Origin of the sequence: uncultured Thiohalocapsa sp., assembly GCF_913063425.1 — a bacterium.
In the GTDB taxonomy this organism is placed as follows: domain Bacteria; phylum Pseudomonadota; class Gammaproteobacteria; order Chromatiales; family Chromatiaceae; genus Thiohalocapsa.
Window position 1 is genome coordinate 57,404 of sequence record NZ_CAJXYK010000026.1, and the last position, 26,717, is coordinate 84,120.

Annotated in this window: 25 protein-coding genes; 15 read left to right on the forward strand and 10 right to left on the reverse strand. The window is 69.7% G+C overall.

What is annotated here, in order from left to right:
• Positions 1-9 precede the first annotated feature (9 nt).
• The 4 genes from QZ607_RS14905 to tcuA all read right to left on the reverse strand — a co-directional run bounded on the left by QZ607_RS14905 (position 10) and on the right by tcuA (position 5,885).
• Positions 10-1,743, reverse strand: coding sequence for an N-6 DNA methylase (locus QZ607_RS14905; protein ID WP_295884125.1), 1,734 nt, complete (start codon positions 1,741-1,743; stop codon positions 10-12).
• A gap of 264 nt (positions 1,744-2,007) precedes the next feature.
• On the reverse strand, positions 2,008-2,766 hold the full coding sequence (locus QZ607_RS14910) for a cobalt-precorrin-6A reductase (protein WP_295884128.1): 759 nt from the start codon (positions 2,764-2,766) through the stop codon (positions 2,008-2,010).
• A 533-nt stretch (positions 2,767-3,299) separates the two neighbouring features.
• Positions 3,300-4,418 (reverse strand): tricarballylate utilization 4Fe-4S protein TcuB, encoded by a 1,119-nt coding sequence (gene tcuB, locus QZ607_RS14915; protein ID WP_295884130.1) that lies wholly within the window; start codon positions 4,416-4,418, stop codon positions 3,300-3,302.
• A gap of 9 nt (positions 4,419-4,427) precedes the next feature.
• Positions 4,428-5,885 carry an FAD-dependent tricarballylate dehydrogenase TcuA gene (tcuA, locus tag QZ607_RS14920; RefSeq protein WP_295884131.1) on the reverse strand — a complete coding sequence of 486 codons (1,458 nt, stop codon included), beginning with the start codon at positions 5,883-5,885 and terminating at the stop codon, positions 4,428-4,430.
• A 186-nt stretch (positions 5,886-6,071) separates the two neighbouring features.
• Between tcuA and cobM the strand changes: the two genes are divergently transcribed.
• The 3 genes from cobM (at position 6,072) to serB (ending at position 8,704) form a co-directional block, all read left to right on the forward strand.
• The gene (cobM, locus tag QZ607_RS14925) at positions 6,072-6,854 is read left to right on the forward strand and encodes a precorrin-4 C(11)-methyltransferase (RefSeq protein WP_295884133.1); all 783 of its coding nucleotides are present in this window, start codon (positions 6,072-6,074) and stop codon (positions 6,852-6,854) included.
• 71 nt (positions 6,855-6,925) lie between these two features.
• Positions 6,926-7,180 carry a hypothetical protein gene (locus tag QZ607_RS14930; protein ID WP_295884135.1) on the forward strand — a complete coding sequence of 85 codons (255 nt, stop codon included), beginning with the start codon at positions 6,926-6,928 and terminating at the stop codon, positions 7,178-7,180.
• A 285-nt stretch (positions 7,181-7,465) separates the two neighbouring features.
• Complete coding sequence (gene serB, locus QZ607_RS14935; protein WP_295884137.1) at positions 7,466-8,704, forward strand: phosphoserine phosphatase SerB; 1,239 nt, start codon at positions 7,466-7,468, stop codon at positions 8,702-8,704.
• 71 nt (positions 8,705-8,775) lie between these two features.
• Here the strand turns inward: serB and ruvC are convergent, their stop codons facing one another.
• A complete protein-coding gene (ruvC, locus tag QZ607_RS14940; protein WP_295884141.1) occupies positions 8,776-9,312 on the reverse strand; it encodes a crossover junction endodeoxyribonuclease RuvC in 537 nt (178 codons plus the stop codon).
• A gap of 179 nt (positions 9,313-9,491) precedes the next feature.
• Complete coding sequence (locus QZ607_RS14945) at positions 9,492-10,241, reverse strand: YebC/PmpR family DNA-binding transcriptional regulator (protein WP_295884144.1); 750 nt, start codon at positions 10,239-10,241, stop codon at positions 9,492-9,494.
• A 327-nt stretch (positions 10,242-10,568) separates the two neighbouring features.
• On the opposite strand from QZ607_RS14945, the gene QZ607_RS14950 reads away from it, so the two are divergent.
• Both QZ607_RS14950 and QZ607_RS14955 read left to right on the forward strand, forming a co-directional pair.
• Positions 10,569-10,781 (forward strand): DNA gyrase inhibitor YacG, encoded by a 213-nt coding sequence (locus tag QZ607_RS14950; RefSeq protein WP_295884145.1) that lies wholly within the window; start codon positions 10,569-10,571, stop codon positions 10,779-10,781.
• 85 nt (positions 10,782-10,866) lie between these two features.
• The gene (locus QZ607_RS14955; RefSeq protein WP_295884147.1) at positions 10,867-11,580 is read left to right on the forward strand and encodes an SDR family oxidoreductase; all 714 of its coding nucleotides are present in this window, start codon (positions 10,867-10,869) and stop codon (positions 11,578-11,580) included.
• A gap of 911 nt (positions 11,581-12,491) precedes the next feature.
• Here the strand turns inward: QZ607_RS14955 and QZ607_RS14960 are convergent.
• From QZ607_RS14960 to QZ607_RS14970, 3 genes are read right to left on the reverse strand one after another with little or no spacing between them, the layout of a single operon-like run.
• Positions 12,492-12,848 (reverse strand): hypothetical protein, encoded by a 357-nt coding sequence (locus tag QZ607_RS14960; RefSeq protein ID WP_295884148.1) that lies wholly within the window; start codon positions 12,846-12,848, stop codon positions 12,492-12,494.
• Positions 12,849-12,851: 3 nt separating this feature from the next.
• On the reverse strand, positions 12,852-13,961 hold the full coding sequence (locus tag QZ607_RS14965) for a phytoene/squalene synthase family protein (RefSeq protein WP_367268200.1): 1,110 nt from the start codon (positions 13,959-13,961) through the stop codon (positions 12,852-12,854).
• Positions 13,945-15,462: a phytoene desaturase gene (locus QZ607_RS14970; RefSeq protein WP_295884179.1), complete on the reverse strand. Its 1,518-nt coding sequence runs from the start codon at positions 15,460-15,462 to the stop codon at positions 13,945-13,947. Before QZ607_RS14970 ends, QZ607_RS14965 begins: the two co-directional genes overlap by 17 nt.
• A gap of 344 nt (positions 15,463-15,806) precedes the next feature.
• On the opposite strand from QZ607_RS14970, the gene ubiE reads away from it, so the two are divergent.
• The 3 genes from ubiE to ubiB all read left to right on the forward strand — a co-directional run bounded on the left by ubiE (position 15,807) and on the right by ubiB (position 19,059).
• Positions 15,807-16,553: a bifunctional demethylmenaquinone methyltransferase/2-methoxy-6-polyprenyl-1,4-benzoquinol methylase UbiE gene (gene ubiE / locus QZ607_RS14975; RefSeq protein WP_295884151.1), complete on the forward strand. Its 747-nt coding sequence runs from the start codon at positions 15,807-15,809 to the stop codon at positions 16,551-16,553.
• Positions 16,550-17,218, forward strand: a complete 669-nt coding sequence (locus QZ607_RS14980; RefSeq protein ID WP_295884153.1) for an SCP2 sterol-binding domain-containing protein — start codon at positions 16,550-16,552, stop codon at positions 17,216-17,218. The genes ubiE and QZ607_RS14980 overlap by 4 nt, the downstream gene beginning before the upstream one ends.
• A gap of 179 nt (positions 17,219-17,397) precedes the next feature.
• A complete protein-coding gene (gene ubiB, locus QZ607_RS14985; protein WP_295884156.1) occupies positions 17,398-19,059 on the forward strand; it encodes a ubiquinone biosynthesis regulatory protein kinase UbiB in 1,662 nt (553 codons plus the stop codon).
• Positions 19,060-19,204: 145 nt separating this feature from the next.
• On the opposite strand, the gene QZ607_RS14990 is transcribed toward ubiB, so the two are convergent.
• Positions 19,205-19,828: a Uma2 family endonuclease gene (locus tag QZ607_RS14990; RefSeq protein ID WP_295884157.1), complete on the reverse strand. Its 624-nt coding sequence runs from the start codon at positions 19,826-19,828 to the stop codon at positions 19,205-19,207.
• Positions 19,829-19,982: 154 nt separating this feature from the next.
• On the opposite strand from QZ607_RS14990, the gene kdsA reads away from it, so the two are divergent.
• The 7 genes from kdsA to QZ607_RS15025 all read left to right on the forward strand — a co-directional run.
• A complete protein-coding gene (kdsA, locus tag QZ607_RS14995; protein ID WP_295884159.1) occupies positions 19,983-20,843 on the forward strand; it encodes a 3-deoxy-8-phosphooctulonate synthase in 861 nt (286 codons plus the stop codon).
• Positions 20,844-21,026: 183 nt separating this feature from the next.
• On the forward strand, positions 21,027-21,623 hold the full coding sequence (locus tag QZ607_RS15000) for a hypothetical protein (RefSeq protein WP_295884161.1): 597 nt from the start codon (positions 21,027-21,029) through the stop codon (positions 21,621-21,623).
• A gap of 197 nt (positions 21,624-21,820) precedes the next feature.
• Positions 21,821-22,216: a hypothetical protein gene (locus QZ607_RS15005; protein WP_295884163.1), complete on the forward strand. Its 396-nt coding sequence runs from the start codon at positions 21,821-21,823 to the stop codon at positions 22,214-22,216.
• Between the two features lie 144 nt (positions 22,217-22,360).
• Positions 22,361-23,668 (forward strand): FAD-dependent oxidoreductase, encoded by a 1,308-nt coding sequence (locus QZ607_RS15010; protein WP_295884165.1) that lies wholly within the window; start codon positions 22,361-22,363, stop codon positions 23,666-23,668.
• Positions 23,665-24,687, forward strand: coding sequence for a lysylphosphatidylglycerol synthase transmembrane domain-containing protein (locus QZ607_RS15015; protein WP_295884168.1), 1,023 nt, complete (start codon positions 23,665-23,667; stop codon positions 24,685-24,687). Before QZ607_RS15010 ends, QZ607_RS15015 begins: the two co-directional genes overlap by 4 nt.
• On the forward strand, positions 24,684-26,087 hold the full coding sequence (locus tag QZ607_RS15020; protein ID WP_295884169.1) for a hypothetical protein: 1,404 nt from the start codon (positions 24,684-24,686) through the stop codon (positions 26,085-26,087). The genes QZ607_RS15015 and QZ607_RS15020 overlap by 4 nt, the downstream gene beginning before the upstream one ends.
• The coding region (locus tag QZ607_RS15025; protein ID WP_295884172.1) for an NAD-dependent epimerase/dehydratase family protein at positions 26,084-26,717 on the forward strand (634 nt) is incomplete at its 3' end. The genes QZ607_RS15020 and QZ607_RS15025, both read left to right, overlap by 4 nt.

The window sequence follows — 26,717 nt, forward strand, 5'->3', positions numbered from 1 at the left end:
AAACACGGCTCAGCCATGATCGGACAGTCCGTAGAGCCGGTCGCAGGCCGCGTCGATGGCGGCCCGGTCTGATTCCGACGCGACCAATGCGGCGAGCTCGCCGAGTCGCGCCGGTGCGGGTAATGGCCATGCGGACAGCTCGTACGCGGAGACGGCGACACTGCCGCTGATGCAGCGGAAGAGCTGGTCCACCACGCGGGTATTCAGTAGTGCGGCGAGGACGGCGGCGGGTACCCGGGCGCCGTCATCCGTGGGGCGAATCATGTTCAGGTGGTTTTCCACCACAGCGCCGCCGTGGGCCTCGAGGAACGCGGCGGGGAGCTCGGCGGCGATGAGCCGTCGCGCCTGCTCCTTGGCGGTGGTGCGCTGCACCAGCACGCAGGGCTCCCGCACGATGAGCCAGTGATCGCGCTGATCGCGAATGCGGCAGTAGGGCTGGTGATTCTTCTTGTCGGCGCGGAAGCGGAAGGTCCCGTCTGCGCTCACCGCCTCGGCCCAGATGAGTGGCAGGCAGTCCGGCGCCTGCCGCGGGGTGAGCTGCGGCTTGTGGCGGTTCCAGACCAGTGGCCCGGTGCTGACGCGGTAGCCCCAGTCCGCAAGCCGGTGGGGCAGCGTGCGGGCAGCAGCCAGCAGCGGCGCCTGGGAGGCGGTGCGGGGTGCGAGCCAGGGCTCGGCGCCGCCGGCCGGCAGCTCGAAGGCCCCGGCGGGACTGACCCTGAGTCCGCCGTCGCCCGCACCGGCGAGGGTCGCGGTGACAGCCCGTTGTCTGGCCGCGCCTTTGCGATAGACCGCCAGCAGGGTTTCCTGGAGCACGTCGTCGAAGACGCCGCTGCGGGAAGCCACGAAATCCAGACTCACCGGCGGGGCCTCGTCCGCCAGCAGCCGGCGGAGATTCTGATAGTAATTACCGGCGAGGAACGAGGTCGGCGTGACATAAGCAACGATACCGCCGGGCTTGGCCTGACGCAGCGCCAGGTCGGTGAAGACGCCGTAGAGGTTGGCGTGGCCGTACAGGCTGCGACGGTAGCGCGTGCGCAGCTCGCCCGGCAGGCCGACACGGCCATAGGGCGGGTTGCCCACCACCAGGTCGAACGCGGCGGTGGGCGCCGGGTCATCGGCTGCCATGGCATCGCCGACAATGGGCTCAACGCCGCCCGACAGCTCCAGCGTGTCCGGAACCCAGAGCACCGCATCGACCGCCGCCCGGGAGATCCAGGCGGCGAAGGGATCGATCTCGTAGCCGTGGAGCCGGGTCGCCACCTGCGCGCGTGCCGCCGCCGGGCTCAGTGTGGGCGCCTGCCTGCGCAAGGCCGCGAGCATGCGCCGCGCCACGGGCGCCAGAAAGGCGCCACCGCCGCATGCCGGGTCCAGCACCCGGCAGTGCGCCCAGTCCAGCCCCGCCGCTGTGGCCTGGTCCAGGAGGCGTTGTGCCAGCTCAGGCGGCGTATAGTAAACGCCGTAGCGTGCTCGGTAGTCCGTCGGCAGGAGCGCGGTGTAGAGGCGGCCCAGCTCGTAGAACGCGCGGTCCGGCGCCGTGCGCGCCAACGCGGCGGCGAGCTCCGGCACCAGGTGCGCGAGGTCGCATGGCAGCGCGCCCCCGCCGAGGCCGGCGGGCGCCGCCGGCAGGGGACCCGGCTGCGCCTGCTGCCAGTAGCCCCGCAGCACGGCAGCGGTGCATTCGCGCGCGAGGCCGACGCGCAGCGCCGGGTCTGTTGCGCGCTCCGCGGCGGCGCGGGCTGCCACCCGCAGCTCAGCGAGGGATCGCGTCGACGGTGTCGGCGGCGATGTCAGCGATGGTTTCAGGGCAAAGTCCGGGCCACGGGACCGGATGGGGCTCGGAGCGCTCATGGCGGAGCAGCTTAGCCGGTTCCCCGGCCTGGGACGAGGGCTGGCGCCGGGTTGCCATGTCGGTGCTGCGGTCGATGGGCAGCCGGTCCTTTGTCGGCGATGGTGCCCCCGCCGCGCCCATGCGCCGGGTGCACAGCACACGTCCGGGACCACGCCTGCTCACAGCCGCTTTGCCAGCCACGCGAGCGCGGCGTCCACGCTCGGCGCCGTCGGCAATGCCGGCCGCGCCGGGCGCTCGCGCATCACCACCGGGATAGCGCGCTCGCGGGCGGCCTGGAGCTTGGCGGCGCTGGCGTCGCCGCCGCTGTTCTTGCAGACGATGCAGTCGATGGCGCGCTCCCGCAGCAGAGCCCGCTCCGCATCCAGGTGGAAAGGGCCGCGGTCCAGCAGCAGCTCGGCGTGGGCGAAGGCGGGCAGCGGCTCCGGCCGACTCACGCAACGCACCAGGAGCCAGACATCGTCCAGCAGCGCGAAGGGCGCAAGCGCCTGGCGACCGACCGCGAGCAGCACCCGGCGGGCGCCGAGCATCCGGACCGCAAACACGGCGCCGTACCAGTCGTTGACCCGCTCCCAGCGGTCGCCGGGGCCGGGCTGCCAGGCGGGGCGCTCAAGGCGCAGCAGGGGGATGTCGGCGTGCGCGCAGGCCTCGGCCGCATGGACGCCCATGGTGGCGGCGAAGGGGTGGGTGGCGTCGATGACGGCGGCGACGCGCTCGCGGGCCAGATAGGTGCTGAGTCCTGCGATGCCGCCGAAGCCGCCGATGCGCAGCTCGCCGGCGGGCCGTCTGGGTGCCGCCGTGCGCCCGGCGAGGGAGCTGATCACCCGCAGCCCGTCACGGGCGGCCAGGGCCTCGGCCAGCGCGTAGCCTTCGCTGGTGCCGCCGAGGATCAGGATGGTGGCTGTGCCTGTGCTGGGCATGGCGCGTAGGAGCGGTTCAAAAACAACTGAAACGGCGGAGATGTCGTCGGCTGCCGTCGGCAGTGGCGCCCGCTGGATGAGTCTGCCCGCCGCAGGCAGGCGGGGGGCCGAGTAAAACTCGGCGCCCCCAGGCGGGCGAGGGGCCGAGTAAAACTCGGCGCCCCCAGGCGGGCGAGGGGCCGAGTAAAACTCGGCGCCCCCAGGTGGGCGAGAGGCCGAGTAAAACTCGGCGCCCCCAGGTGGGCGAGAGGCCGAGTAAAACTCGGCGCCCCCAGGTGGGCGAGGGGCCGAGTAAAACTCGGCGCCCCCAGGTGGGCGCACCGGGCGCTGCGCCCCGGTTGCTCCCCCCTGGGCCGGCGCCCCCTGGGGCCGCCGACTTCCAGTCGGCGCAGGCCGCGACGGCGGATGCGGTTCGCTTATCCGCCCTGCCGTGTTCAACGTGTTTCTGAACCATCACGTAGTCTGGATGCAGCGGGTCATCCTCTGTCCACCTGGGTGGACCTCGACGTCCACACGCGGCTCGCACGGCTTTCCTAGGTGCCATCGCGCTCGCGCGCGTCCTGCCACAGCGCCGCACCGCGATAGACCGCATGCACCATTTTGCTGTAGGGCAGCAGCACGAAGAGCGCCAGCACGGTGCCCAGGTGCACCGCGAGCAGCAGGCCCATGGCCGCCGTGCCGCGCAGCGCCAGCAGCGCGAGACCGGTGGCCGCGACGGCGAGCAGCAGCCAGGTGAGCGCCGTGTCGGCGCCGCGGCTGTCGGGGTCGGTGGGTGTCGGGTCCTCGCGGCGGCGCAGCCAGTGCATGCCGAGGCCGCCCACCAGCATGCCGAGGCCGCCGGCGGTGCCGAGCAGCACCGGCGCGCTCAGCAACGGATAGGGTGCGGCCTCTCCCAGCAGGTGGTGCCGGGCGGCGGCCACCAGTGTCGATGCCAGGCACAGCAGAAAGCCATAGAACAGCGCGTGGTGAAAGCGCCGACGCAGCCGGGATGGGTGGTGGTCCAGGTCGGCGCAGCCGGGGCCGCCGCCGGCCTGATTGTCGAGCGTGAGCACGGCCAGTGTCGCTCGCCCTGCGGCGGACCCGGGGCTGCCGGCCGGTTGCGTCGCTGCCGTTGCCTGCCGGAAGCGGCGCAGGCCCATGCCGACGGCGAGCAGCGCAAAGCCCAGGGACAGGGCTGCGCCTGCGGTCATGACGCCGAACGGAATCACCTGGTAGAAGGCGCCCGGACCGCTGTGCACGCCGAACAGGACCTCCACGGGCACCGCGAGCACCACCGCCAGCGTGAACGCCAGCACCACGCCCGCCGCCGGCAGACCCGCGCGCAGCCCGCCGCCGGTAAAGAGCGCCGCCAGCGGCCGTGGCCAGGTATAGCGCGCATAGCTCTGCCGGCGCTGTCGGGCCAGGGCCCGCGGCAGGTTGATGGCGAAGGCGTGCGGCGGGGCGTACTGGCAGTCGTAGAGGCAGCTGCGGCAGTGGTGACAGAGGTTGGCGAGCTGGTCCAGGTCGCCGTCGGCGAGCCTGGGGCGGCGCTCGGCGGCGCTGAACACGGCACACAGGCCGTTGCAATAGCCGCAGATGTTGCAGATGGCGAGCTGCCGGCGGGCCTCGGCGGCGGCGTCCGCATCAACCGTTGGGAGGGTCCGGGTCTGCATGCTCGGGGCTTATGTGACCGGGCCTGCGGGATCGGGTTCTGCCCGCTCGAAGTGCCCCTGGTCTGGCTCGGGGAGGGGGGCAGCAGGACGGCCCGCCGCCTGCACGGCCGCACGCCCGGCGATGCGCCCGAACACCAGGGAGATGCTCACAGCGAGGCCGGACACGTAGCCCTGCGGGATGAGGTTCGCGGCCATGAGCATGCCCGCCGCAAAGGCGTTCTCCAACACTGTTCCATCCGTCCATCGTACCCGCGTGCAGGCGTCCACGGCGATGCCGTGGTGGGCAAAGGTGACCCCGGGACGCATGGGGTAGGCCGCGAAGGGCGGCTCGAGGATGGGCCGGGCGTAGGCGGACTTCGGCGGGTCGAGGCAGGCGGTGCGCCAGCCGGCGGCGGCGTCCGACTGCGCGGGTGCCCTGACAGCCGCGTTGTAGGCGGTGAAGGTCGCCTCAAGCCCCGCCGGATCGATACCGCAGAGCACCGCCAGGGAGGCGATGTCCGGTGCCCGCAGCGGCGGATACAGCGCCGCCGGCGCCGCCCGCAGCCCGGGGTCGTCCAGCACCAGCCAGCCGGTCTGCTCGGGATACGCCGCAAGCCGCTGGCCCCAGCGGGAATAGCGGGTGGAGGCGGTGTCGGCGCCCTCGTCGTGGCGGCGGCGGCCCTGGCGGTCCACGACGACACCGAGCGGCATGCCGCGGATGCGCGTCACGATGCCGCCGTCGTGCGCCGGAGAGCGGGCATCCACGGCCACCAGATAGAGCCCGGCCGGGTCGCCTGCGGCTGCTGCGCCCTGAGCCAGCAGCCATTGCAGCAGCTCGCCGCGGACATGTGGCGTGCCGCGGTTGACGAAGCCGCGGGCGGCGGCGCCCCAGTGCCGGGCGAGCCAGGCCGGGTCTGCATGGGCGCCGCCGCAGGCGAGCACGCAGGCGCCGGCGGACATGCTGCCCTGGTCTGTGACCACGGCCGTCATGCGTCGGCCGCGCAGCACCAGCGCGTGCGCGGCGCAGCCCGGGACCATGTCCACGCCCAGGGCCAGCGCCCGGTCCGCCAGTGCGCGCACAGCGGCCATGCCGCCGCCGAGAAAAAACGCGGTTCGGCGTGAATAGGGCAGTGGGCCCTGCGCCGGCCTTTGCAGCGCGACACCCTGCGCCAGCAGCCAATCCGGCAGCGCGCGACTCTGTTGCACCAGTGCCTCCAGCAGCACGGGATCAGCGCCGCCGCCGGTGGCGCGCAGCACGTCGGCACGGAACTGCGCGGGCGGATAGGCATCCGGTGTCCAGGGGGTCGGTGCGTCGTGGCTGCAGCGGAAGTTGCGCGAATGGCGGGTGTTGCCGCCGAGCAGCGCCGGCGGCGCCGCATCCAGCAGCCGCACCGAGGCGCCCGCCGCCGCGGCGTCGATGGCCGCGGCGAGTGCCGCGGCACCGCCGCCGATGACGAGCACGTCCGGTATCCGGGTTGGGGATGGCAAGGGCAGGCAGTGGTTTGACAGCGGTGGGAGCGGCCAACAGAATCCGGCGCTTCGCCGCATCCGGCGCCACAGGCGTCAGTGTCCACCGCAGGCGCCGCCGCGGCAATGATCGACAACAGGTGAGTCCTTTGCAGCCATCTTTGCGTATTGCATGTGCCCTGGCCCCGCGTCCTGCGGTGATGCGGCATGGGTAAGGTCTGGTTCGTCGGCGCCGGCCCGGGCGCGCCGGACCTCATCACGGTGCGGGGCACCCAGGTGCTGGCACGGTCCGGCGCCATCCTCTACACGGGCTCCCTGGTGGCGGAGACGGCCCTGCAATGGGCGCCGGCAGATTGCGAGATTGCGGACTCCAAGTCCATGGACCTCACGCAGGTGACGGACTGGCTGCTGAGTCGCGCCGAGCAGCATGAGACAGTCGTGCGGCTCCAGACCGGTGACCCGACCCTCTACGGCGTGCTGGCGGAGCTGGCGCGTCCGCTGGATGCGGCGGGCATCGAGGTGGGCATCGTGCCCGGTGTGTCCTCGGCCATGGCCTCCGCCGCCGCCGCCGGCGAGTGCCTGACCCTGCCGGAGGTGACCCAGAGCGTCATCTTCACCCGCTTCGCCGGGCGCACGCCCATGCCGGCGGGGGAGTCCTTCGCAGCGCTGGCGGGGCATGGCTGCACCCTCTGCATCTTTTTGTCCATCGAGCGCATCGCTGCCGTCGCCGAGGCCCTGGTGGCCGCCGGCTGGGCAGCCGATGCGCCGGTGGTGGTGGTGCACAAGGCCACCTGGCCTGGGGAGGAGCAGGTGCTGCGCGGCAGCATCGCTGACATCGCCGAGCGCTGCCGGGCCGCCGGCATCGTGCGCCAGGCGATGATCCTGGTGAGCCCGGCCCTGGGCGCCCGGCAGCGGGCGGCCGGTGCGAGCTCGAAGCTCTACGACGCCGGGTTCGAGCGGCGCTTCCGCGGCAAGGGGACGCGCGACTGATGCAGCCGGGCGCCGCGCGATGGGCTAGAGTTTGGAGCTCCCATCCACGCGCAGCAAAGCGGACGCACACCATGCTCGTCAAAGAGAAGACCGCCAAGATGGTCGCCTGCCCGTTGCTCGGCACTCAGTCCATCAACATCGGCTGTAAGGGCTCCCACTGCATGGCCTGGCGCTGGGCGACGCCGCGACGCGACGGCCAGCCGCCGGACAACCCGAGCGACGACTGGGGCTACTGCGGCCTCGCCGGCCGCCCGGTGGGCCTCATCGACCCGCAGGACGGCGAGCACGCGTTGCCGCCGGCGCAGGACCCGCCGCCGCGGCGCTAGCGTCGCCACCCGGCCTCAATCCCGGCGAGGACGTCAGGCCGGAAAATGGCAACGTCTGAAACCATTGAGGTGACGGAATATCGACAACTCAGGATCTCCATCCCTCGGCTAGGCCCTGCGAAGGGCTTCAGCAGCGGCGAAATAAGTATACCGTCCCCATTGTCGCACCCCGCAGTTCGTACTTCTTACTCCGTATTTCGTACTTCCCTGTCTCTCCTCCTCGCGCCCGTTAAACTGTGCGCCAATGCCAACAACCGGCCGCGTGCACAGGCGGCGAGGCCCGATATGCCCGAGATTCTGCAAATCGATATCGCGGGGCCTGACCGCCCCGGCATCACCGTGGCGCTGACAGCGGTGCTCGCGCGTTACGAGGTAACGGTGCTGGACATCGGCCAGTCGGTGATCCACGACACCCTGGCGCTGGGGCTCCTGGTGGAGCTGCCGGACGACGCCGGCGGCTGCCCGGTGTTCCGGGACCTGCTGTTCAAGGCCCACGAGCTGGGCTTGAGCCTGCGCTTCACGCCCGTTGCCGCTGACGATTACGAGCACTGGGTGGGCGAGCAGGGCCAGCCGCGGCACATCGTCACCCTGCTCGGGCGGGCTATCACGGCGGAGCACATCGCCCGGGTGGCGGCGGTGGTGACCCGCAACGGGCTCAACATCGAGCAGATCGCGCGGCTGTCGGGGCGCATCTCCCGGCGCCCGGAGGCGGCGCAGACGGGCCATGCCAGCATCCAGCTCTGGCTCAAAGGCCCGGTGCCGGACGTGGGTGCCCTGCATGGCGAGTTCCTGGGGCTCGGCGCCGACATGGAACTGGACATTGCCATCCAGGAAGATGACGTCTTCCGGCGCAACCGCCGGCTGGTGTGCTTCGACATGGACTCCACGCTGATCCAGACCGAAGTCATCGACGAGCTGGCGGATGCCGCCGGCGTGCGCGGGCAGGTGGCGGCCATCACCGAGGCGGCCATGCGCGGTGAGCTCGACTTCAGCGAGGCCTTCCGCCGGCGTATGGCCCTGCTGGAGGGCATGCCGGAGTCGGTGCTGACGGGCATCGCCGAGCGGCTGCCCATCACCGACGGGGCCGAGCGGCTGATCCGCACGCTGAAGGCGCTCGGTTTTCGCGTCGCCATCCTCTCCGGCGGCTTCACCTACTTCGCCGAGCACCTGAAGCGGCGGCTCGGCGTGGATGACGTGCACGCGAACCACCTGGAGTTCCAGGACGGTAAGCTCACCGGCAGGGTGACGGGCCCCATCGTCGACGGCGCCCGCAAGGCACAGCTGCTGCGGGAGCTGGCCGCCCACGAGGGCATCCGCCTGGAGCAGGTCATCGCCGTCGGCGACGGTGCCAACGACCTGCCCATGCTGTCCATCGCCGGGCTCGGCATTGCGTTCCGGGCCAAGCCGGTGGTGAAGGAGCGCGCCCGGCACGCCATCGGCGCCGTCGGGCTCGATGGCATCCTGTATCTGCTCGGGATGCGGGATCAGGACCTGGCGGCGCTGGAGGCGGGTGGCCCGTCGTAAGCTCGGCCTGAAGCCGCCCGCAGACCAACCCGGGCAGGGTGGCGCGCTGCGTTCTACCCGCTCAGCTCAGCTCAGGGCCGGAAATCCCGCCAGCTCGCGGCGGCCCGCTTGCGCTGGGGAATGCCGAGGGAGTGGGCGTGGCACAGGGCGATGGCCAGGGCGTCGGCCTCGTCCTCCCCGGGCGGGCCCGGGAGGTTCAGCAGGATGCGCACCATGTGCTGCACCTGCGCCTTATCGGCACCGCCGCTGCCCACCACCGCGAGCTTGACGGACTTGGGGCTGTACTCGTGCACCGTCACACCGCCCTTGAGCCCAGCACAGAGAAGCGCCCCGCGGGCCTGGCCCAGCTTGAGCGCCGCGGTGGGGTCGCGGGCGAAGATCAGCTGCTCCACGGCCATGTCATGCGGCTTGTGCGCGGCGACGAGGTCCGCCACACGGTCGAAGATCAGCCCGAGCCGCTCCGGCCAGGGATGCTGGCCGACGCGGATGCAGCCGCTCGCCACCACGCGGCTCTGCCGACCGTCGCTGTCGATGACACCGAAGCCCGTGTTGCGGGAGCCGGGGTCGATGCCGAGGATGCGGTGGCGCAGGGGCGGCGAGGGGGCCATCGGACTGGTCGGTCAGGCCGGCGTAACCCACAACGGTTGTGGGCCGTGCTCAGTGCGCAGTGCGGTGGCCGTGCCGGCCCCCACCCCAGCAGGTCGCAGCGGGCACGTTGCCCGAGATGCGAGGCCGCTTCTGCCTTGTGGTGGCTGCATGCCGGATTCAGCGCGGGGGCGCAGCGCGGTTAGGCGTCGAGCGCCGCCATAATCTCATCCGCGATATCGGCGTTATGGTAGACCTCCTGCACGTCGTCGAGGTCTTCCAGCATGTCCACCAGCCTGAGCAGCTTCTCGGCGGTGTCACGGTCCAGCTCGGCGTTGGTGGCCGCGTTGTAGGTGACCTCCGAGACGCTGGTGTCGAAGCCGGCCTGGGTCAGCCCCGCGCAGACGCTGCTGAATTCTTCCGGGGTGGTGATGACGTCCAGGGACTCGTCGTCATTGACCACGACATCCTCGGCGCCCGCCTCCAGTGCCGCTTCCACGACCTTGTCCTCATCCGTGCCGGGCTGGAAGCTGATGATGCCCTGCTTGCTGAACAGATAGGCCACGGAGCCGTCGGTGCCCAGATTGCCGCCGTGCTTGGTGAAGGCGTGGCGCACCTCCGCGGCGGTGCGGTTGCGGTTGTCGGTCATGCAGTCGACCATGATGGCCACGCCGCCCGGACCATAGCCCTCGTAGCGGATCTCCTCATAGTCCTCGACACCCTCTTCGCCCGCGCCGCGCTTGATGGCGCGGTCGACGGTGTCTTTGGGCATGTTGGCGCCGAAAGCCTTGTCCATGGCGAGGCGCAGGCGCGGGTTGGCGTTGGGGTCGCCACCGCCTTCCCGGGCGGCGATGGTGACCTCGCGGATCAGCTTGGTCCAGACTTTGCCGCGCTTCTTGTCCTGCGCCGCCTTGCGGTGCTTGATGTTGGCCCATTTGCTGTGTCCGGCCATGGTGTCCTCTGTTGCTGGATGCGACTGGTGGTTGCGGGCGGCGCCGCTGCGCCTGATCGACGCGCCGGCGAGGGCTGGCAGCCACCGCACAGGGGCGATGCGCCGTCGCTGTGCGGATGGCCGTGGTGCCGCCGCGGATTGCGCCCAAGTTTAACATTGGCGCAACCTTGCACCCGCGCGCCGGCCCGGCGCCCCGGGTGCTGATCCCGTAGGCCGCGTCGGCTGCCCCCCGCGCACGGGCCGCTTGATCCGAGCGGGCCTGCGGTTGAGGCTCGCGAGTCGGACACCAGAGACACGCGCCGGGCGCAAGCTGAAAACGAGGTGCCCATGACCGTCACCGTCAAATGCCCCACCTGCCAGCGGCCGGTGCCCTGGACGCCCGAGTCGAAATGGCGCCCGTTCTGCAGCGAGCGCTGCCGGCTCATCGATCTGGGGGACTGGCTGGATGAGAGCCACCGCATCTCAGAGCCTGCAGGCGATGAGCTTGGGCGCGACTGGCTGGAAGGTCACGGCGACGACGACGAGCAGCGCCGCCATTGATGCCCAGGCCCGGGCTGGTGCAGCCCGCGCGCCGGTTCGCAGCGCCCGAGCAGTGAAGACAGACCACCACCAAGAGGACCCGACCATGACCGCATCCCCCATCGCCGTTGTCACCGGCGCCTATCGTGGGCTCGGGCTGGAGACCGCCCGCCAGCTCGCCGGCCAGGGCTGGCGCATTGTGCTCACCGCGCGCCGGGAGGCCGAAGGCCGCGCCGCCGCTGAGAAGCTCGCCGCTGACGGCGCCGACGTGCGCTTTGTGCGGCTCGATGTCACCGCCGCCGAGTCCATCCGCGAGCTGCGCGACCTGCTGAAGCGCGACTACGGTCGCATCGACGCCCTGGTGAACAACGCCGGCATCTTCCCCGACCCGGGGCCGGGGCAGCCCGGCTCCAGCATCTTCGACGCGGAGCTGGAAACTATCCGCAGCGCCTTCGAGACCAACACGCTCGCGGCGCTGCGGCTCTGTCAGCAGCTGATCCCGCTCCTGGAGGGCCGCGGCTGCGTCGTCAACGTCTCCTCCGGCATGGGCCAGCTGAGCGACATGAACGGGTGCTGCCCGGGCTACCGGCTCTCGAAAACCGCCCTCAACGCTGTGACCCGCATCTTCGCCGACGAGCTTCAGGGCACGGACATCCGCATCAACTCCGTCTGCCCGGGTTGGGTGCGCACCGACATGGGTGGGCCGAGCGCGACGCTGTCGCTGGAGGAAGGCGCCCGCGGCATCGTCTGGGCCGCGACCCTACCCCCCGATGGGCCTACCGGTGGGTTCTTCCGGCACGGGGAGCGGATTGCCTGGTGATGATCGGCGGGTGCGGCTTGGCGCCCCCGGGGCGGTGCGTTCTGGGGCCGCCGACTTCCAGTCGGCGTCGGCGGCGGTGTGGCGGAGGGCCGAGTACAACTCGGCGCCCCCAGGGCGGTGCGCTCTGGGGCCGCCGACTTCCAGTCGGCGTTGGCGGCGGCGTGGCGGAGGGCCGAGTAAAACTCGGCGCCCCCAGGCGGTGCGGCCTGGGGACGCCGACTTCCAGTCGGCGTCGGCGTCGGCGGCGGTGTGGCGGAGGGCCGAGTAAAACTCGGCGCCCCCAGGCGGTGCGGCCCGGGGCCGCCGACTTCCAGTCGGCGTCGGCGGCGGCGTGGCGGAGGGGCCGAGTACAACTCGGCGCCCCCAGGGGGCACGCCTGCGGGTTCGCCGCTGCGGCGGCTGATGCCGCTCGCCCTCGCGGCCGGGCTGCTCTCTGTCGCGGCGCCCGCCTGTCCGCGGTTGCCCTGCCGGGGGCTGCCCCCCTGCTGTGGTGCCGACGACGCGGCTCCTCTCTCTGGCTCGCGGGCCTCACTCGCGACGAGAGCGGCGCCCGCCGCTGGCCGTTGCTGCGGGCCAACCTGCTGGTGCTGGTGTTGCCGGAGCTCTACGCGATGCACAAGCTCCGTACATTCGACCCGGCGACACTCCAGGCGCAGAAGCGGAAGGCGCTCCTGGGGCCTTGGTACCAACAACAGGCGGTCGCGGCAGCGGTCTGCTCGACTTGGACTCGCCTTGTCTGAGCAGCGCCTCGGGCTCGCCGGCCGGATGATGCTCGCAGATTGCGTATACCGTCCCCGTTTGCGTGGTTCCCGTTGCGTGGGAGCTGTGCAAACAAGCAACGCCGGCGGCCCGATGGGCTGCCGGCGCTGACAGTGGGTCGGACCGCTGGCGGGCCGGCTGCCCGCCCCAGGTCAGGCGGGCTGGGACATGTCCAGTCCGAGCTTCGAGTAAGCGGTCTTCATGACCATGAAGACGCTGTAGCCCACCACCAGTACGATGAGGCCGAAGAGGTCCACCACGGAGAGGTAGAGCTTGAGGTCGGAGAGGAAGAACCCGCCCACCAGCAGCAGCGAGGCGAAGGCGCCGTACATGGCGTAGAACGGCAGCATGGTGGTGCCCATGGAGGCGAGCGCCGGGTCAATCTTCTGCTCCTGGCCGGCGGCGGCGGCGCGCTCGCGGGCGGCGAGCACCTTCTTGCGGTGGTTGATGGCCGCGTAGATGTACCAGATACCGATGATCAGGCAGACGGCTCCGAGGTAGTAGCGCATTGGTCAGCCTCCAGTACGCGTGGCGGGGAGCATGTGGCCGCTGAGCCGGTCCATGGACTGGCCCACGCTCTGGGCCATGCGGTCGCGCTCCTCCAGGGTTTCGAACAGGTCCAACAGCCAGACCACCTTCTGACCGATGCGCGGGCGGCCCGTGGCGTCGCGGCCCGGAAGCGCAGGCGCCGCCGCCACGGCATCGATCAGGAAGCGGTTCTCCTCCAAGGGTTGTGCGTCACAGTCTCCGCCCGGGAAGGGGGTCGCGGCAATGGCCTGGCTCAACAAGGCCATCTTGCGAGCCTTGGATACGACGGCCCGCTGCGAGACGGAATCGAAGCCGTTGCGCGCCACCTCGTGACCGATCTCGGCATAGAGCAGACGCGCGGCGTAGATGCCCGGCCGACAGCCCACGGGGAGCCTGGCGATGCCGGTCTCGGCGCGCTGGTAGAGCTGCTCGGAGAGCGTCAGCACCCGCTCCACCACCTCGCCGAGGGCAGGCGTGAAGCGCGGCCTGGCCAGGAAGGCCTCCGGGTCGATGCCCGCGTCGCGCAGCCAGTCGAGCGGCAGATAGATGCGCCCGTTGCGCGCGTCCTCGCCCACGTCGCGGCAGATGTTGGTGAGCTGCATGGCGGAGCCGAGATCGCAGGCGCGGGCCAGCACCGTCGGGGCGCGCACGCCCATGAGCGCCGTCATCATGGCGCCGACGGCGGCGGCCACGCGGGCGGAGTAGTCGAGCACGCCGGACATGCTGTCGTAGCTGCGGCCCTCGGCGTCCCACGCAAAGCCGTCCAGCAGCGCCAGCGGCAGCTCCCGGGGCATGTGGAAGCGCTTCACGGCACCGGCGAAGGCGCGGTCCACCGGGTGCGGCTCGGGCTCGCCCGCGTAGATGCGGTCCAGGCGGGCGTGCAGCTCGGCCAGCGCTGCGGCCTGATCGTCGCGGCAGTCGATGGCGTCGTCGGCGATGCGGCAGAAGGCGTACAGCGCCGACGCCGGCTGACGCACGGCCTTGGGCAGGAAGAAGGACGCGGCGTGGAAGGACTTCGAGCCGTTGCTCAGCAACGCCCGGCAGGCGGCGAGGTCGGCCGGGTCCGCGAAACAGCGCTCAGTTTGCGAAAACATCAGCATCGGGCACCACCTTGTCGAGTACGCGGGCGGTGGAAATCACACCAGGGACACCGGCGCCGGGGTGCGTGCCCGCGCCGACGAAGTACAGGTGCTCCACCTCTTCGCTCTTGTTGTGTGGACGCAGCCAGGCGCTCTGCCAGAGGACGGGCTCCAGGCTGAAAGCGGCGCCTTTGTACGACAACAGGCGCTCATGGAAATCGATGGGGGTCGTCACCAGCGACGTGGCCAGGTGCTCTTTAAGCCCCGGCAGCACGGTGCGCTCCAGGTAGGCTTCGACGGCCTGGCGATAGGGCTCGGCGCGCTCGTCCCAGTCGGTGTCGCCGTCCAGATGCGGCACCGGGGCCAACACGTAGAAGGTGTCGCAGCCCGCCGGCGCTACGCTCGGGTCGGTGGCCGTCGGCCGGTGCAGGTAGAGGCTGAAGTCGTCCGCGAGCTGCTTCTTGTGGAAGATGTCGCTGAGCAGGCCCTGGTAGCGCGGCCCGAGCAGGATCGAATGATGCGGCACGTCCGGATACTGGCGCGTGGTGCCGAAGTACCAGACGAACAGACCGTTGGAATAGCGGGACACGTCGAGCCGCCAATCCGGCCACTTGCGGCGCTTGACGCTCGGCAGCAGGTGCTTGTGCGTCCAGGAGAAGTCCGAGTTGGCGACGACGATGTCCGCAGGGATCACCTCGCCGCTCTTCAGCCGCACGCCTGTGGCCTTGCGGTACTCGGTGGTGATCTCCGCGACTTCCGCGTTGCAGCGGATGCTGCTGCCCTGGCCTTCGATGAGGCTCACGAGCCCGTCGACGATGGCGCCGGTGCCGCCGATGGCGGAGTGCACGCCCCAGTGCCGCTCCAGATAAGAGATCAGCGCATAAATGGAGCTGACGGAGAAGGGATTGCCGCCGATGAGCAGCGGGTGGAACGACAGCGCCGTGCGCAGCCGCTCGTCCTTCACGTACTTGGACACGAGCCCATAGACGCTGCGGTAGCTCTGCAGCGCCATCATCTTGGGCACGATGCGGGCCATGTCGGTCCACTTCGTGAACGGCACGTGGCCCAGCTCCACGAAGCCCACCTCGAAGATCTTGCGGCTTTCTTCGAGATATTGCTCGTAGCCCGCGACATCGCCCGGTGACAGCTTTGCCACCTGCTCGCGCATGGCGGCCTCGTCGGCGTTGGTGTCGAAGGTGGTGCCGTCGTCGAAGCGGATGCGATAGAAGGGGTCCATCGGCCGCAGGTCGATGTCGTCGGCGAAGCGCCGCCCGCACATCTCCCACAGCTCTTCCAACAGGAAGGGCGCGGTGATGATGGTGGGGCCGGCATCGAACTTGAAACCGTCGCGCTCGTGCACGTAGGCGCGTCCGCCCGGCTTGTCCAGCTTCTCCAGCACCGTGACCCGGTAGCCGCGGTAGGCGAGCCGGACGGCCGCCGCGAGCCCGCCGAAGCCGCTGCCGACCACGATGGCGTGTGGCTTACCGCCCGTCGCGGTGGCAGCCGCGGCGGGCAAATCGGTGGGAACGCGCGGGGGTACCGTCGTCACGTGTCAACCTAGCCTGATGTCAAGAATGTTTGACAGTATAGCAACGTCAGCGGACGCTGCACCATAGATTGCCCGAGGCGGGTGCCGTTGGAGTTGTGCAGGGTCAAGCGGCGCCCAACCTCTGCATGCAGCGGCGCGCCCGGGTGCAGGCGGCAGGCGGCAGCCCGTGCCGCGCGGGCGGTCATGTGCTGTCGGCCGGACGGCGGGCCGCGGGTGCCGTGCCGCCGACGCATGCCGCTGACGAGGCGCCGCCTGCGGCGTCACGCGGGCCTGGTTAGAATAGGCGCCCACATTCGCGAGCGGTCCCACGCATGTCCGACGACAAGACACATTTCGGCTACGAGGAAGTCCCGGTCCGCGAGAAGCAGGACCGGGTGCGGGCGGTGTTCGACTCGGTGGCGAGCCGCTACGATCTGATGAACGACCTGATGTCGCTCGGCATCCATCGGCTCTGGAAGCGGCGCACGGTGGAGCTCGCCGGCGTGCGCCGCGGCCAGCGGGTGCTGGACCTCGCCGCCGGCACCGGAGATCTGGCCGAGCGCTTCGCGCGCAGCGTGGGCGAGGCGGGCGAGGTGGTGATGTCCGACATCAACCAGGCCATGCTGGAGCAGGGCCGCAACCGGCTGGTGGACGCCGGCATCGTCGGCAACCTGGACTATGTGCAGGCCAATGCCGAGGCCCTGCCCTTCGCGTCGCACAGCTTCGACTGCATCACCATCGGCTTCGGGCTGCGCAACGTCACCCACAAGCAGCTGGCACTGAACGAGATGTACCGGGTATTGCGCCCGGGCGGGCGGGCCCTGATCCTGGAGTTCTCCCACCCCACCACCAAGCCGCTGGAGAAGGCCTACGACGCCTATTCCTTCGCGGTGCTGCCGGCGCTCGGGCGCCTGGTGGCTGGGGATTCGGCGAGCTACCGCTACCTGGCCGAGTCCATCCGCATGCATCCGGATCAGGAAACCCTGCTCGGCATGCTGGAGCAGGCGGGCTTCGAGCGTGCGAGCTACGAGAACCACACCGGCGGCATCGTCGCCATCCACCGCGGCTACAAGCTATGACCAGCGACGTCGACACAGACACCGCCACCGCGGGCGCCGCCGGCGACGGCATCCAGCTGCCGGATGCGCTGCTCGCCGCCGCCGAGACCGTCGTCAACCGGGTGCTGGCGCTGGACCCCGAGGGCGCCGCACGCCTCACCAAGGTGCAGGGCCAGCTGCTGGAGGTGGTGCTGACGGGCTTCGGCACCCGCATCTATGTGATGCCGGGGGAATCCAGGCTGTTCCTGTACGCAAGCTATGAGGCCCCGCCGGACTGCGTCGTGCACGGCAGCCCCATCGCGCTGCTCGGCATGGTGACGGCGGAGCACCGGGAGGATGCGGTGTTCGCGGGGTCGATCCGCATCGAGGGCGACAACCGCCTGGCGCAGACCCTGGGCGAGGTCTTCCAGGGGCTCGACATCGACTGGGAGGAGCAGCTCTCCAAGCTCCTGGGCGACACCCTGGCGCACCAACTCATGGACCGGGTGCGCGCCGGCGAGCGCTGGGCGGCCCGCAGTCGCGGCATCACTCGGGAGAACCTGCGCGAGTATCTTCAGGAAGAAGCCGCAGTGGTGCCGAGCCGGCAGGAGCTTGACGCCTTCCTCGCCGCCGTGGATACGCTGCGCGACGACGTGGAGCGGCTCGCGGCGCGGGTGGAGCGGCTGGAGCAGCGCCGCCGCGCGTGAGCGATGCAGGCGCCGGGCGGCTTTCCGGGTCTGACGACGCCGCCCCTCCAAGCCGCCCGCACACCAGCATCCAGGTACCATAACCATCCGGGCAATCGCGCACCCCGGCAGCAGCCCCGCGCCGCTGCACCCTCCCGCCATCCGCGCCGGACCCCGCCCACAGGACCCACGCCGAGACCATGCTTCGCATTCCGCAGGCCCTGCGCCTGCTGCACATCAATCTGGTGCTGCTCAAGCACGGCCTGGACGAGGTGGTGGTGTCCATCCCGCCGCTGCGCCCTCTGCGCTTTCTGGTGCGGCTCGCGCCCTGGAACTGGGTGAAGCGGGATCTGCCGCCCTTCCCGGTGCGGGTGCGGCTCGCGCTGGAGGAGCTGGGACCCATTTTCATCAAGTTCGGCCAGCTCTTGTCCACCCGCGTGGACCTGCTGCCGGTGGACATGGCCGAAGAGCTCGCCAAGCTCCAGGACCGGGTGCCGCCGTTTCCGGGGCCGGAGGCGCGCCGGCTCATCGAGCAGGCTTGGGGGCAGTCGGTGGAGGCGGTGCTCGGCGCCTTTGACGAGACACCGCTGGCCTCTGCGTCCATCGCCCAGGTGCACGCGGGGGAGCTCAAGGACGGCACCGAGGTGATCGTCAAGGTGCTGCGCCCGGGCATCGAGAAGACCATCCGCCGGGATGTGGAGCTGATGTACGTCTTCGCAGGCCTGGCGCAGCGCTATTGGCCCGACGGTCGGCGCCTGCGGCCGGTGGAGGTGGTGCGGGAGTACGAGAAGACCATCCTCGACGAGCTGAATCTGCAGCGCGAGGCGGCCAACGCCTCGCAGCTGCGGCGCAACTTCAGGCACAGCGAGGATCTGTACATCCCGGAGGTGTACTGGGATTGGACCCGGCCGAACGTGATGGTGATGGAGCGCATCTACGGCACGCCCGTCTCCCGCGTGGACCAGCTCAAGGCCCAGGGCATCAGCATGCGCCGGCTCGGGACCCGTGGGGTGGAGATCTTCTTCACCCAGGTGTTCCGGGACAATTTTTTCCACGCCGACATGCACCCGGGCAATATCTTCGTGGAGCCGTCCGGGCGCTACATCTCCGTTGACTTCGGCATCGTCGGCACGCTGACGAAAGAGGACCAGCGCTATCTCGCCGAGAACCTGCTCGCCTTCTTCCGGCGCGACTACCGCCGCGTCGCCGAGCTGCACCTGGAGTCCGGCTGGGTGCCGCGGGGCACCCGGGTGGAGGAGTTCGAGTCCGCCATCCGCACCGTATGCGAGCCCATCTTCGAGAAGCCCATCGCCGAGATCGGCTTCGGCAGCTTCCTGGTGAACCTGTTCCAGACCGCCCGGCGCTTCGACATGGAGATTCAGCCGCAGCTGGTGCTTTTGGAGAAGACGCTCATCCACATCGAGGGCCTGGGCCGCCAGCTCTACCCGCAGCTGGACCTGTGGACCACCGCGAAGCCCTTCATGGAGCGCTGGATGCGTGAGCAGATCGGCGCCCGCCGGCTGTTGGAGCGCACGGCCTACAACTGGCCGGCGCTCGCCGAGCGGCTGCCCGAGGTGCCGGTGGCGCTCACCCGCATCATCGACCAGCTGGAGGCCCAGGCGGCCATCTACCCGGAGGGCGCCACCGGGGACCTCAAGGCCATCCGCCAGAACCTCGGCGACAACAACCGCCGGCTGCTGGCCACCTTCGGCGCGCTCGGGCTTGCGGGCTTTGCCAGCGCCATCCTGCTGTTCGGCGAGCCCTGGGCGGAGCTGCCCTGGCTGCTGCCGGCCGCCGCGGGGGGGATGCTGGTGATGAGCTTTGCGCTCTTCTGGCGGGCACTCTTTGCCGGCGGGCGATAGCGCTGCGACAGCGCAGCGAGTACTTCATGGTCGCTGTTGCTACAGGGATGTCGCTCGCACACGCGCAGACTGGGCAACGTGGGGGCGGCCTCTGGCCGCGACGGCAGCGCTGCTGTGGGGGTCGCGACGGGTGTCGCCGCCACAACTAAGGCGCAATTGCCTGCCGAAACGCCCGCACTGCGTCGTACTGATCGGGCATGCGCACGTGCGCCGCGAGCAGCTCGACATCCAGCTCCGGCAGCAGGCCGCTCCTGTCGCTGAGCCGATAGCCAAGATCTGACTGCGCGTCCAGCTTATCAAGGACATAGATTTCCAACTGCTCCCGGCGCCACAGCCAGACCTCCGGGATGCCGAGCGCGCCGTACAACGGCAGCTTGCTCAAGGCATCGCTGGTGTCCACCACCTCGACGACCAGATCGGGCTCCGGCTTGTCGGTGCCGATGCAGTAGGACGCGTCCGGCTCGCCGCCGGCGCGGCCGGTCTCTTTGAGGGTGAAGCCGCCGCGGCCATAGAAACGGATGCCCTTCACGTCCAGGTAAGCTTCCAACAGGTAGCAGATGGTGATCTTCCAGTTCTCGTGTGTTGGACCGACCGGCGACATGATCTCCAGGCTCCCGTCGATGTAGGTGAGACGCAATGCGCGGCTGTCCGGGAAGCAGTCCGACAGCTGCTCGTAGCGCGCCCACGGGACGCCTTCCAACAGGATGCGCTGGACGGGGCCGTCTTCCGGCCTCGACCGCGCATGAGTCGGCTCGATAACGGTGCTCATGATGCGGCTCCTCGTGCTTGGCGGCTCAGGGTACGGCCAATCGTCGGTGTCTCCATAAGTCCCTGATCGTCAATCCCAAGCCTAACATTGTCCGGCACCGCTGGGGTCTGTAGCATCCGGGCGTTGACACACCTGACCGGATGCACCGCCCGAGATGACCCAGCCCAGCAAGCACATCGCCGTCACCGACGCCGTCACGCTCGGCAACGACCTGCCCTTCGTCCTGCAATCCGGACCGTGCCAGATCGAATCCCGCGAGCATGCGCTGACGCTGGCACGGGAGATTTCGGCCATCTGCGCCGGCTTGGGCATCCCCTACATCTTCAAGGCGTCCTTCGACAAGGCGAACCGCTCCAGCCTGTCAGGCCGGCGCGGTGTCGGGCTCTCGCGGGGCCTCGCCATCCTCGCCGAGATCCGCGATACCGTCGGCTGCCCGGTGCTCACCGACGTGCACACCGAGGCGCAGTGCCGGCCGGTGGCGGAGGTGGTGGACATGTTGCAGATCCCCGCATTCCTCTGCCGACAGACGGACTTCGTGCTGGCGGTGGGGGAGGCCGCCGCGGAGTACGGGCGCACCATCAACGTCAAGAAGGGCCAGTTCCTGGCGCCCTGGGACATGGCCAATGTGGTGGTCAAGCTGGAGTCCACCGGCTGCACCAGGATGGCCCTGGTGGAGCGCGGCGTAACCTTTGGCTACGGCAATCTGGTGGTGGACCCGCGCAGCCTGTACGAAATGGCCAGGACCGGCTATCCGGTGGTCATGGACGCCACCCACGCGGTGCAGATGCCGGGGGCGCTTGGCAATGCCTCCGGCGGCAAGCGCGAATACGCGCCGGTGATCGCCCGCGCTGCCGTCGGCGTCGGTGTGGCGGGACTGTTCATGGAAGTGCACGACGACCCGGACAACGCCGCGAGCGACGGCCCGAACTCTCTCCGGCTGGACACCCTCCAAATGCTGCTGTCGGAGCTGCTGGCGCTGGACCAGGTGCGCAAGGGGACGCACGGCCCTCACTGACCCGCCGCGCCCACCGGCCGGCGCAGCTTCCCGCGTTTGGCGAGAAGCTGATCTCCTCTGGGAATGGGAAAGCCGCCGAACGGCGAGCACAGTGCGTCTTCCGCGGTGAGCGCTCGTCAACAGATCAATGGTAATCTTTGGGGTGTCAACAGACGCGTTGCTCACTGCACACACGAGCCCATCATGACGGAATCCTCAACCCTGGCACCGCGGGTGGCGACCCTCGAAGACGCCATGCAGGAGCTGGCCTTCCAGTCAGCCCGCACACAAGAAGAGCTTGCACGGCTGAGCCGCGAGATGCGCGAGTTCAAGGACGAAACCCGCCGCGAGCACCGCGAGCTGAACCGCAAGTGGGGCGACATGGCCAACCGCCTCGGCACCATCGTCGAGGATCTGGTGGTGCCGAGCCTGTCGCAGATCATCCGGGAAACCTTTGCCGAGGACATCATCGACCTCTCCGTGCGGCGCAGGCGCAAGCTCCCGGAGGGGCGCTCCAAGGAATTCGACGCCATCGCCGTCACGCCCACCCTCGTCTGCGTCAACAGCACCAAAGCGACGCTGCGCAGTGCCGATGTCGACCGCATGGTGGCTGAAATCGAAGCGCTGCGGGAGTTCTTCCCAGCCTATCGCGAGGTCCCCGTCGTCGGCATCCTGGCCACCCTGGCCGCCGAGGACAGCGTGGTCCGCTATGCCACTAAGCTCGGCTTTCTGGTGCTCGCGGTGGGCGACGAGCTGATGGAGGTGCAGAACCCGGCCGGCTTCGAGCCACGGCGCTGGTAGCAGCCTCGGATGGACTTCGCGACCGCTCGTCCATCCCCAGCCGCCCGTCAACATCGGCCCGAAGAGCGTTTCTCACCATCGCTGCCGCACCCTGGAACACCAAAGCGCACGCAGTAGGGTGGACAAGCGCAGCGCAGTCCACCAAAGGCCAGCGCAAAGCACGCTGAGCTGCACACCCAAGCGGTGGAGACATTCCAATGGCACTGGCAGAAGAGGACATCCGCTTCATCAAGGCCCATCTCGGCGAATGGCTTGCCGAGCAAAGCCTCGGCAAGCCGCCCGCGGTCTACGAGCTGGAGCTGCGCGAGCGGATGGTTCGCGTGGAAGAGGAGCTCAAGCATCAGCGCGAGCTGATGCGCCAGGGCTTTGAGCAAATCGACAAGAGGCTCGAGCAAGTGGACAAGCGCTTCGAGCAGGTGGACAAGCGCTTCGAGCAGGTGGACAAGCGCTTCGAGCAAGTGGACAAGCGCTTCGAGCAAATGGACAAGCGTTTCGACGAAATGCTCAAGCGCCACGACAGGCAGTTCCTCTGGGTGATCGGGTTTATTGCCACAAGCGCCGGATTGGTGATCTCCGCGGTGCGGCTGCTGTGAGACTGCACCAAACCTCCAGCCCAAGCCTCCAGCCCAGGCGTCGCCCGCCGCCGGCGCTCGTCGGCCTTGTGCGAGAATGCGGCCAGCGTGGGCCGTTGCGGCGATGCGGCCCGATCATGAGTTGACGTTGGGAGCAAATTCCGTTTGAACCTGGACAGCACGGATGGCGGCAGCGTGAGCACCGCCGATGAGCGCATCGTTATCATCGGCGCCGGCGTGTCGGGCCTCGCGCTCGCCTGGCTCTTGTCTGAGATGGGCAGGCGCGTGACGGTGCTGGAGGCGGCCCCGCACATCGGCGGCCTGGCGCGCACCTTCGACTGGCATGGGCTTTCCTGCGACATCGCACCGCACCGGCTGCACACCCATGACCAGGCCGTGCTGCAGGCCGTGCAACAGCTGGTGCCGCTGCGGGAGCTGCAGCGCCACAGCCGCATCCTGATGCGGGACAAGCAGATCCAGGACCCCATCAACCCCATCGAGCTGCTGCTGCGCTTCCCGCCGCAGATCGGCCTCAAGCTGGTCTGGGGCTACCTGAACCGCCCCAAGCTGCCGGAAGACTCTTTCGAGGCCATGGCGCTGAACCGCTACGGCCGGGGGCTGTACGACTTCTTCTTCGAGCCCTACACCAAGAAGATGTTCGGGGTGCCGCCCGGCGAGATCTCGCCCGTCTGGGGCCGGGAGAAACTGCGCTCGTCGGGACTGCTGGACGCGCTGAAGCGCCAGTCCAAGACCTTCTTCAGCACCTTCTGGTATCCCAAGCAAGGGGGCTACGGGAGCATCTGCGACGCCATGGCGGCGCGCACCCGCGGCCAGATCCGCCTCTCGACGCCGGTCACCGGGCTGGAGCAAGACCAGGGCCGCATCAGCGCCGTGCATTATCGCCAGGACGGCGCCGAGCACCGGCTCGCCTGCGACCGCGTCTTCTCAACCATCCCCGCCACCGGTCTGGCGCGGATGCTGGGCGGCGAGCTGCACCTGCGCTTCAAGCGCGTGCAGCTGGTCTATTTGCACATCGCCAAGGCGCAGGCCATGCCCTATCAGTGGGTCTACTGGGGCGATGCCGAGGTGGTGATCAACCGCATGGCGGAGTTCAAGCACTTCCATCCGGATCTGGCGCCGACGGATCGCACGGTGCTCTGCGCCGAGGTCACGGTGGAGACGCCGCAGCCGGTGGAGGACGTGCTGGCCGCGCTGGAGCGCTACCAGCTGGTCCGGCGCGCGGATGTGCTGGACAGCATGGTCCTCACGGAAGGCTGCGGCTATCCCGTCTACGACCGTGGCTTCGAGGCGGCGAAAATTCAGGCGCAGAGCCTGTTCGGGCGCTTTGCGAACCTGCACTGCGTCGGCCGCAACGCCGAGTTCCGCCACATCGAAGCGGACGAGGACATCGCCTCCGCCGCCGACTGCCTGCGCGGCATCTACGGTGCCGATGCCGTGCGCCTCGGCGGATGAAGCGCCTTGCCCAGCTCGGCATCGCCGGCGGCGTCACCCTCGCCACCCTGACCTATGCCCTCTGGGGCGTTGACCTCAGCGCGCTCTGGCACACCCTGCGCGGCGGCAATCTCTGGGTGCTGCCGCCCTTTCTCGCCGTGCTGGCCGTCTTCTTCGCGAGCAATGCGCAACGCTGGGCCTGGATGCTGCGGCCGTTCGGGCGCTTCCCGGTGCGCGCACTCATGCCCTCCATGATGATCGGCTTCGCCGCGAACAACGTGCTGCCGCTGCGCGTGGGCGAGCTGATCCGCGCTTATCTGCTGGCCAGGGATGCGGGCCTGTCCCGCAGCGGTGTGCTGATGAATCTTGCCCTGGAGCGCCTGCTGGATCTGATCGGCATCCTCGCGATCTACGCCGCGGCGCTGGCCCTGCTGCCCGAGGCCCCGGCGGGCTTCCGCTTGAGCGCCTGGGTCGCCGCCGCCGCGGTGCTCGGCTTGTCGGCGCTGCTTGCCGCATTCGTGATCATGCCCCAGCGCATCGATGCGATCTGGCAGTGGAGCAGCGCCCGTCTGCCGGCGGCGCTTCGCGAGCGCGGGAGCATCTATCTGGGGCAGTTCGAGCGAGGTCTCTCCGCCATGCGGGCGCCGGCCAGCGCGGCGTTACTCATCGGCTACTCCATCGGCCGCTGGCTGCTGGCCGTGGTGTTAGCCTGGCTGGCGGTCTATGCCTACGCCGGGCCAATCGCCATACCGCTGGCGATGGCCACCATCGGCATCACGGCCTTCGCCGTGGCCCTGCCGAGTGCGCCCGGCTTCGTCGGGCCCATGCAGGCGGCCTTCGTGTTCGCGTTGACGCCCTTCGGCGTCGACCGTGAGGCGGCGCTGGCGGCGAGCCTGCTGTTCCTGCTCGGGCACTGGCTTCCGGTCACGGCGGTGGGCGCGTTGTTCCTGGCGCGCCGGCATCTCTCCTTCCGGGAGCTGGCGGCGCGTGCCGAGGCGGAGCCCGGAGCGCCGGCGGAGCCCGGGGAGCCTGTGGCATGAACGGTGTCGCCGCAGCCCGCCGAAGCGCGACGCCCGCCGACACGGCGCGGCTGTTCGCCATCGCCGTCATGGTGCTGCTCGGGCTGCGGCTCGCGCTCCTGCTGCTGCTCTGGGCGTTGGGCGGTGAGCCGTTGCAGCCGGACTCTCCCCTGTACCTGCAGCTGGCGACCGGTCTGGTGGAGCACGGTTGGTTCTCCTCCAGCCAAGACGTCTATCGGCCGGAGGTGTTCCGCACCCCTGGCTATCCTGCCTTGCTTGCGCTGTTCCAGGGGCTCGGGGTCACGGGCACCTTCTGGCCAGTGCTGGCGCAGGAGGTCCTGTACCTCGCCACGGTCAGCGTCTTCTTCGTCGGTACCCGCGCGCTGCTGGACTTGGGGCTCGCGCGGGCGGTGGCGGTCTTTCTGCTCATCGAGCCCGGCGGCATCGCCTACCCAAAGCTCATCCTGAGCGATACCCTGAACCTCGCGCTCATCGTGCCGGCTATTTTCGCGCTCGGCTGGCACTTGCGGACCGGACGCTGGTCCTGGCTCGTCAGCGCCGGCGTGCTCCTAGGCACCGCCGCCTGGGTGCGGCCGGCGGCCTTCCTGCTGCCAGTGGTCTTTGCGCCGGTGCTGGTCGTCCACGCGCGCTTCCGCCGCATCGGCTTCGCCCGTGCGGGTGTGCTGGTGCTGGTGACGACGCTCGTACTCAGCCCCTGGCTCGCCCGCAACCAGATGCTGTTCGGCACGCCCTACCTGTCCGGTCAGGCCAGCAACATGTTTGTGAACTACCACCTGCCGTACCTCTGGGAAGTCACCCGCGGGCTGCCCTTCCAGGACGGCCAGCGGGAGGCCGCCGCGCTCGCCGAGCAGGCCGTCTCCGCGGCCGAGGCCAAGTCGGGCCAGCCACTGAACACCGTCGAGCAGCTGGACGTGCAGCAGCAGGCCGCACTTGCAGAGCTCCTGCAATACCCGGTCGTGTACGCCCAGCGCTGGGTCATCGGCATGCTCAAGACCCTGCTCGGGCCAGGCCTGCTGGATGCCTATGCCGCCTACGGCCATCAACCGGACCGGGTGCGCTTCTCCGCCATCGACGAGGCATCCTTCGCCCGCAAGGTCCAGATCTTCCTAGCCGGGCAGGACTGGCTGGTGCTGGCGGAGGTGGCGCTGCGGGCAGGGCTGTTGGCGCTCGCGCTGGTGGGCGCCGTGGTGATCCTGCGCTCGGGCAACGCGTTCCTGTGGATCATCATGCTGTTCAGCGCCTACACAGTGTTCATACCCGGCCCCATGGGACTCACGCGGCTGCGCTTCGCGGCGGAGGGGTTTCTGTTCCTGCAGGCTTGGCTCGGGCTGCGCTGTTTGCTTGGGATGCTGGACAGTGTCCGCAATCGGCTCGGCAAGCCGGCGGCGTTGCGCACATGAGCAAGGCAGGCGGCGCGCACTACCTCGTCACCGGCGCCGGCGGCTTCGTCGGCACCGCGCTGTGCCGGCGCCTGCGCGCGGATGGCCATCGGGTGCGCGCGCTGTTGCGGCAGCCCGCGGACGGGCCCTGGGATGAGCGCCTGACTTGCGATCTCGGCACCGACCCGCTTCCGGTTGGGCTCATGGACGGCATCGACGGCGTCTTCCATCTGGCCGGCATCGCCCACGTGCAGGACGTCGCCGGCATCTCGGATGCCGTCTACAAGCAGGTCAACGTGGCCGGTACGGCCGCGCTTCTGGACGCGGCTGTCACCGCCGGCGTGCGCGGCTTCGTCTACTTCAGCAGTATCAAGGCCGCGGCGGAGCCCGGCGAGCGCTGTGTGGATGAGACCTGGGACGCCTGGCCCGCGGACGCCTACGGACGTTCCAAGCGCGAGGCAGAGGCACTGGTGCTGCGTGCCGGACGCGAGCAGGGCCTGCATGTCTGCAACCTCCGGCCCTGTCTTGTGTATGGCCCCGGCGTCAAGGGCAACCTTGCGCGACTCATTGAGGCCGTGGACCGTGGCCGGTTTCCGCCGCTGCCGGAGCTCGGCAACCGGCGCTCCATGGTTGGGCTGGACGATCTGATCG

Bases quoted from the DNA above. Each gene is read 5' to 3' on its own strand.
- ubiB (WP_295884156.1), top strand. From the start codon at position 17,398: ATGCTTCGCATTCCGCAGGCCCTGCGCCTGCTGCACATCAATCTGGTG.
- ruvC (WP_295884141.1), bottom strand. From the start codon at position 9,312: ATGGCCCCCTCGCCGCCCCTGCGCCACCGCATCCTCGGCATCGACCCC.
- QZ607_RS14910 (WP_295884128.1), bottom strand. From the start codon at position 2,766: ATGCCCAGCACAGGCACAGCCACCATCCTGATCCTCGGCGGCACCAGC.
- QZ607_RS14960 (WP_295884148.1), bottom strand. From the start codon at position 12,848: ATGCGCTACTACCTCGGAGCCGTCTGCCTGATCATCGGTATCTGGTAC.
- kdsA (WP_295884159.1), top strand. From the start codon at position 19,983: ATGACCCAGCCCAGCAAGCACATCGCCGTCACCGACGCCGTCACGCTC.
- QZ607_RS14980 (WP_295884153.1), top strand. From the start codon at position 16,550: ATGACCAGCGACGTCGACACAGACACCGCCACCGCGGGCGCCGCCGGC.
- QZ607_RS14955 (WP_295884147.1), top strand. From the start codon at position 10,867: ATGACCGCATCCCCCATCGCCGTTGTCACCGGCGCCTATCGTGGGCTC.
- QZ607_RS14950 (WP_295884145.1), top strand. From the start codon at position 10,569: ATGACCGTCACCGTCAAATGCCCCACCTGCCAGCGGCCGGTGCCCTGG.
- QZ607_RS14990 (WP_295884157.1), bottom strand. From the start codon at position 19,828: ATGAGCACCGTTATCGAGCCGACTCATGCGCGGTCGAGGCCGGAAGAC.
- tcuB (WP_295884130.1), bottom strand. From the start codon at position 4,418: ATGCAGACCCGGACCCTCCCAACGGTTGATGCGGACGCCGCCGCCGAG.
- QZ607_RS15000 (WP_295884161.1), top strand. From the start codon at position 21,027: ATGACGGAATCCTCAACCCTGGCACCGCGGGTGGCGACCCTCGAAGAC.
- serB (WP_295884137.1), top strand. From the start codon at position 7,466: ATGCCCGAGATTCTGCAAATCGATATCGCGGGGCCTGACCGCCCCGGC.
- QZ607_RS15020 (WP_295884169.1), top strand. From the start codon at position 24,684: ATGAACGGTGTCGCCGCAGCCCGCCGAAGCGCGACGCCCGCCGACACG.
- QZ607_RS15005 (WP_295884163.1), top strand. From the start codon at position 21,821: ATGGCACTGGCAGAAGAGGACATCCGCTTCATCAAGGCCCATCTCGGC.
- cobM (WP_295884133.1), top strand. From the start codon at position 6,072: ATGGGTAAGGTCTGGTTCGTCGGCGCCGGCCCGGGCGCGCCGGACCTC.
- QZ607_RS15015 (WP_295884168.1), top strand. From the start codon at position 23,665: ATGAAGCGCCTTGCCCAGCTCGGCATCGCCGGCGGCGTCACCCTCGCC.
- QZ607_RS14965 (WP_367268200.1), bottom strand. From the start codon at position 13,961: ATGTTTTCGCAAACTGAGCGCTGTTTCGCGGACCCGGCCGACCTCGCC.
- ubiE (WP_295884151.1), top strand. From the start codon at position 15,807: ATGTCCGACGACAAGACACATTTCGGCTACGAGGAAGTCCCGGTCCGC.
- QZ607_RS14930 (WP_295884135.1), top strand. From the start codon at position 6,926: ATGCTCGTCAAAGAGAAGACCGCCAAGATGGTCGCCTGCCCGTTGCTC.
- QZ607_RS14945 (WP_295884144.1), bottom strand. From the start codon at position 10,241: ATGGCCGGACACAGCAAATGGGCCAACATCAAGCACCGCAAGGCGGCG.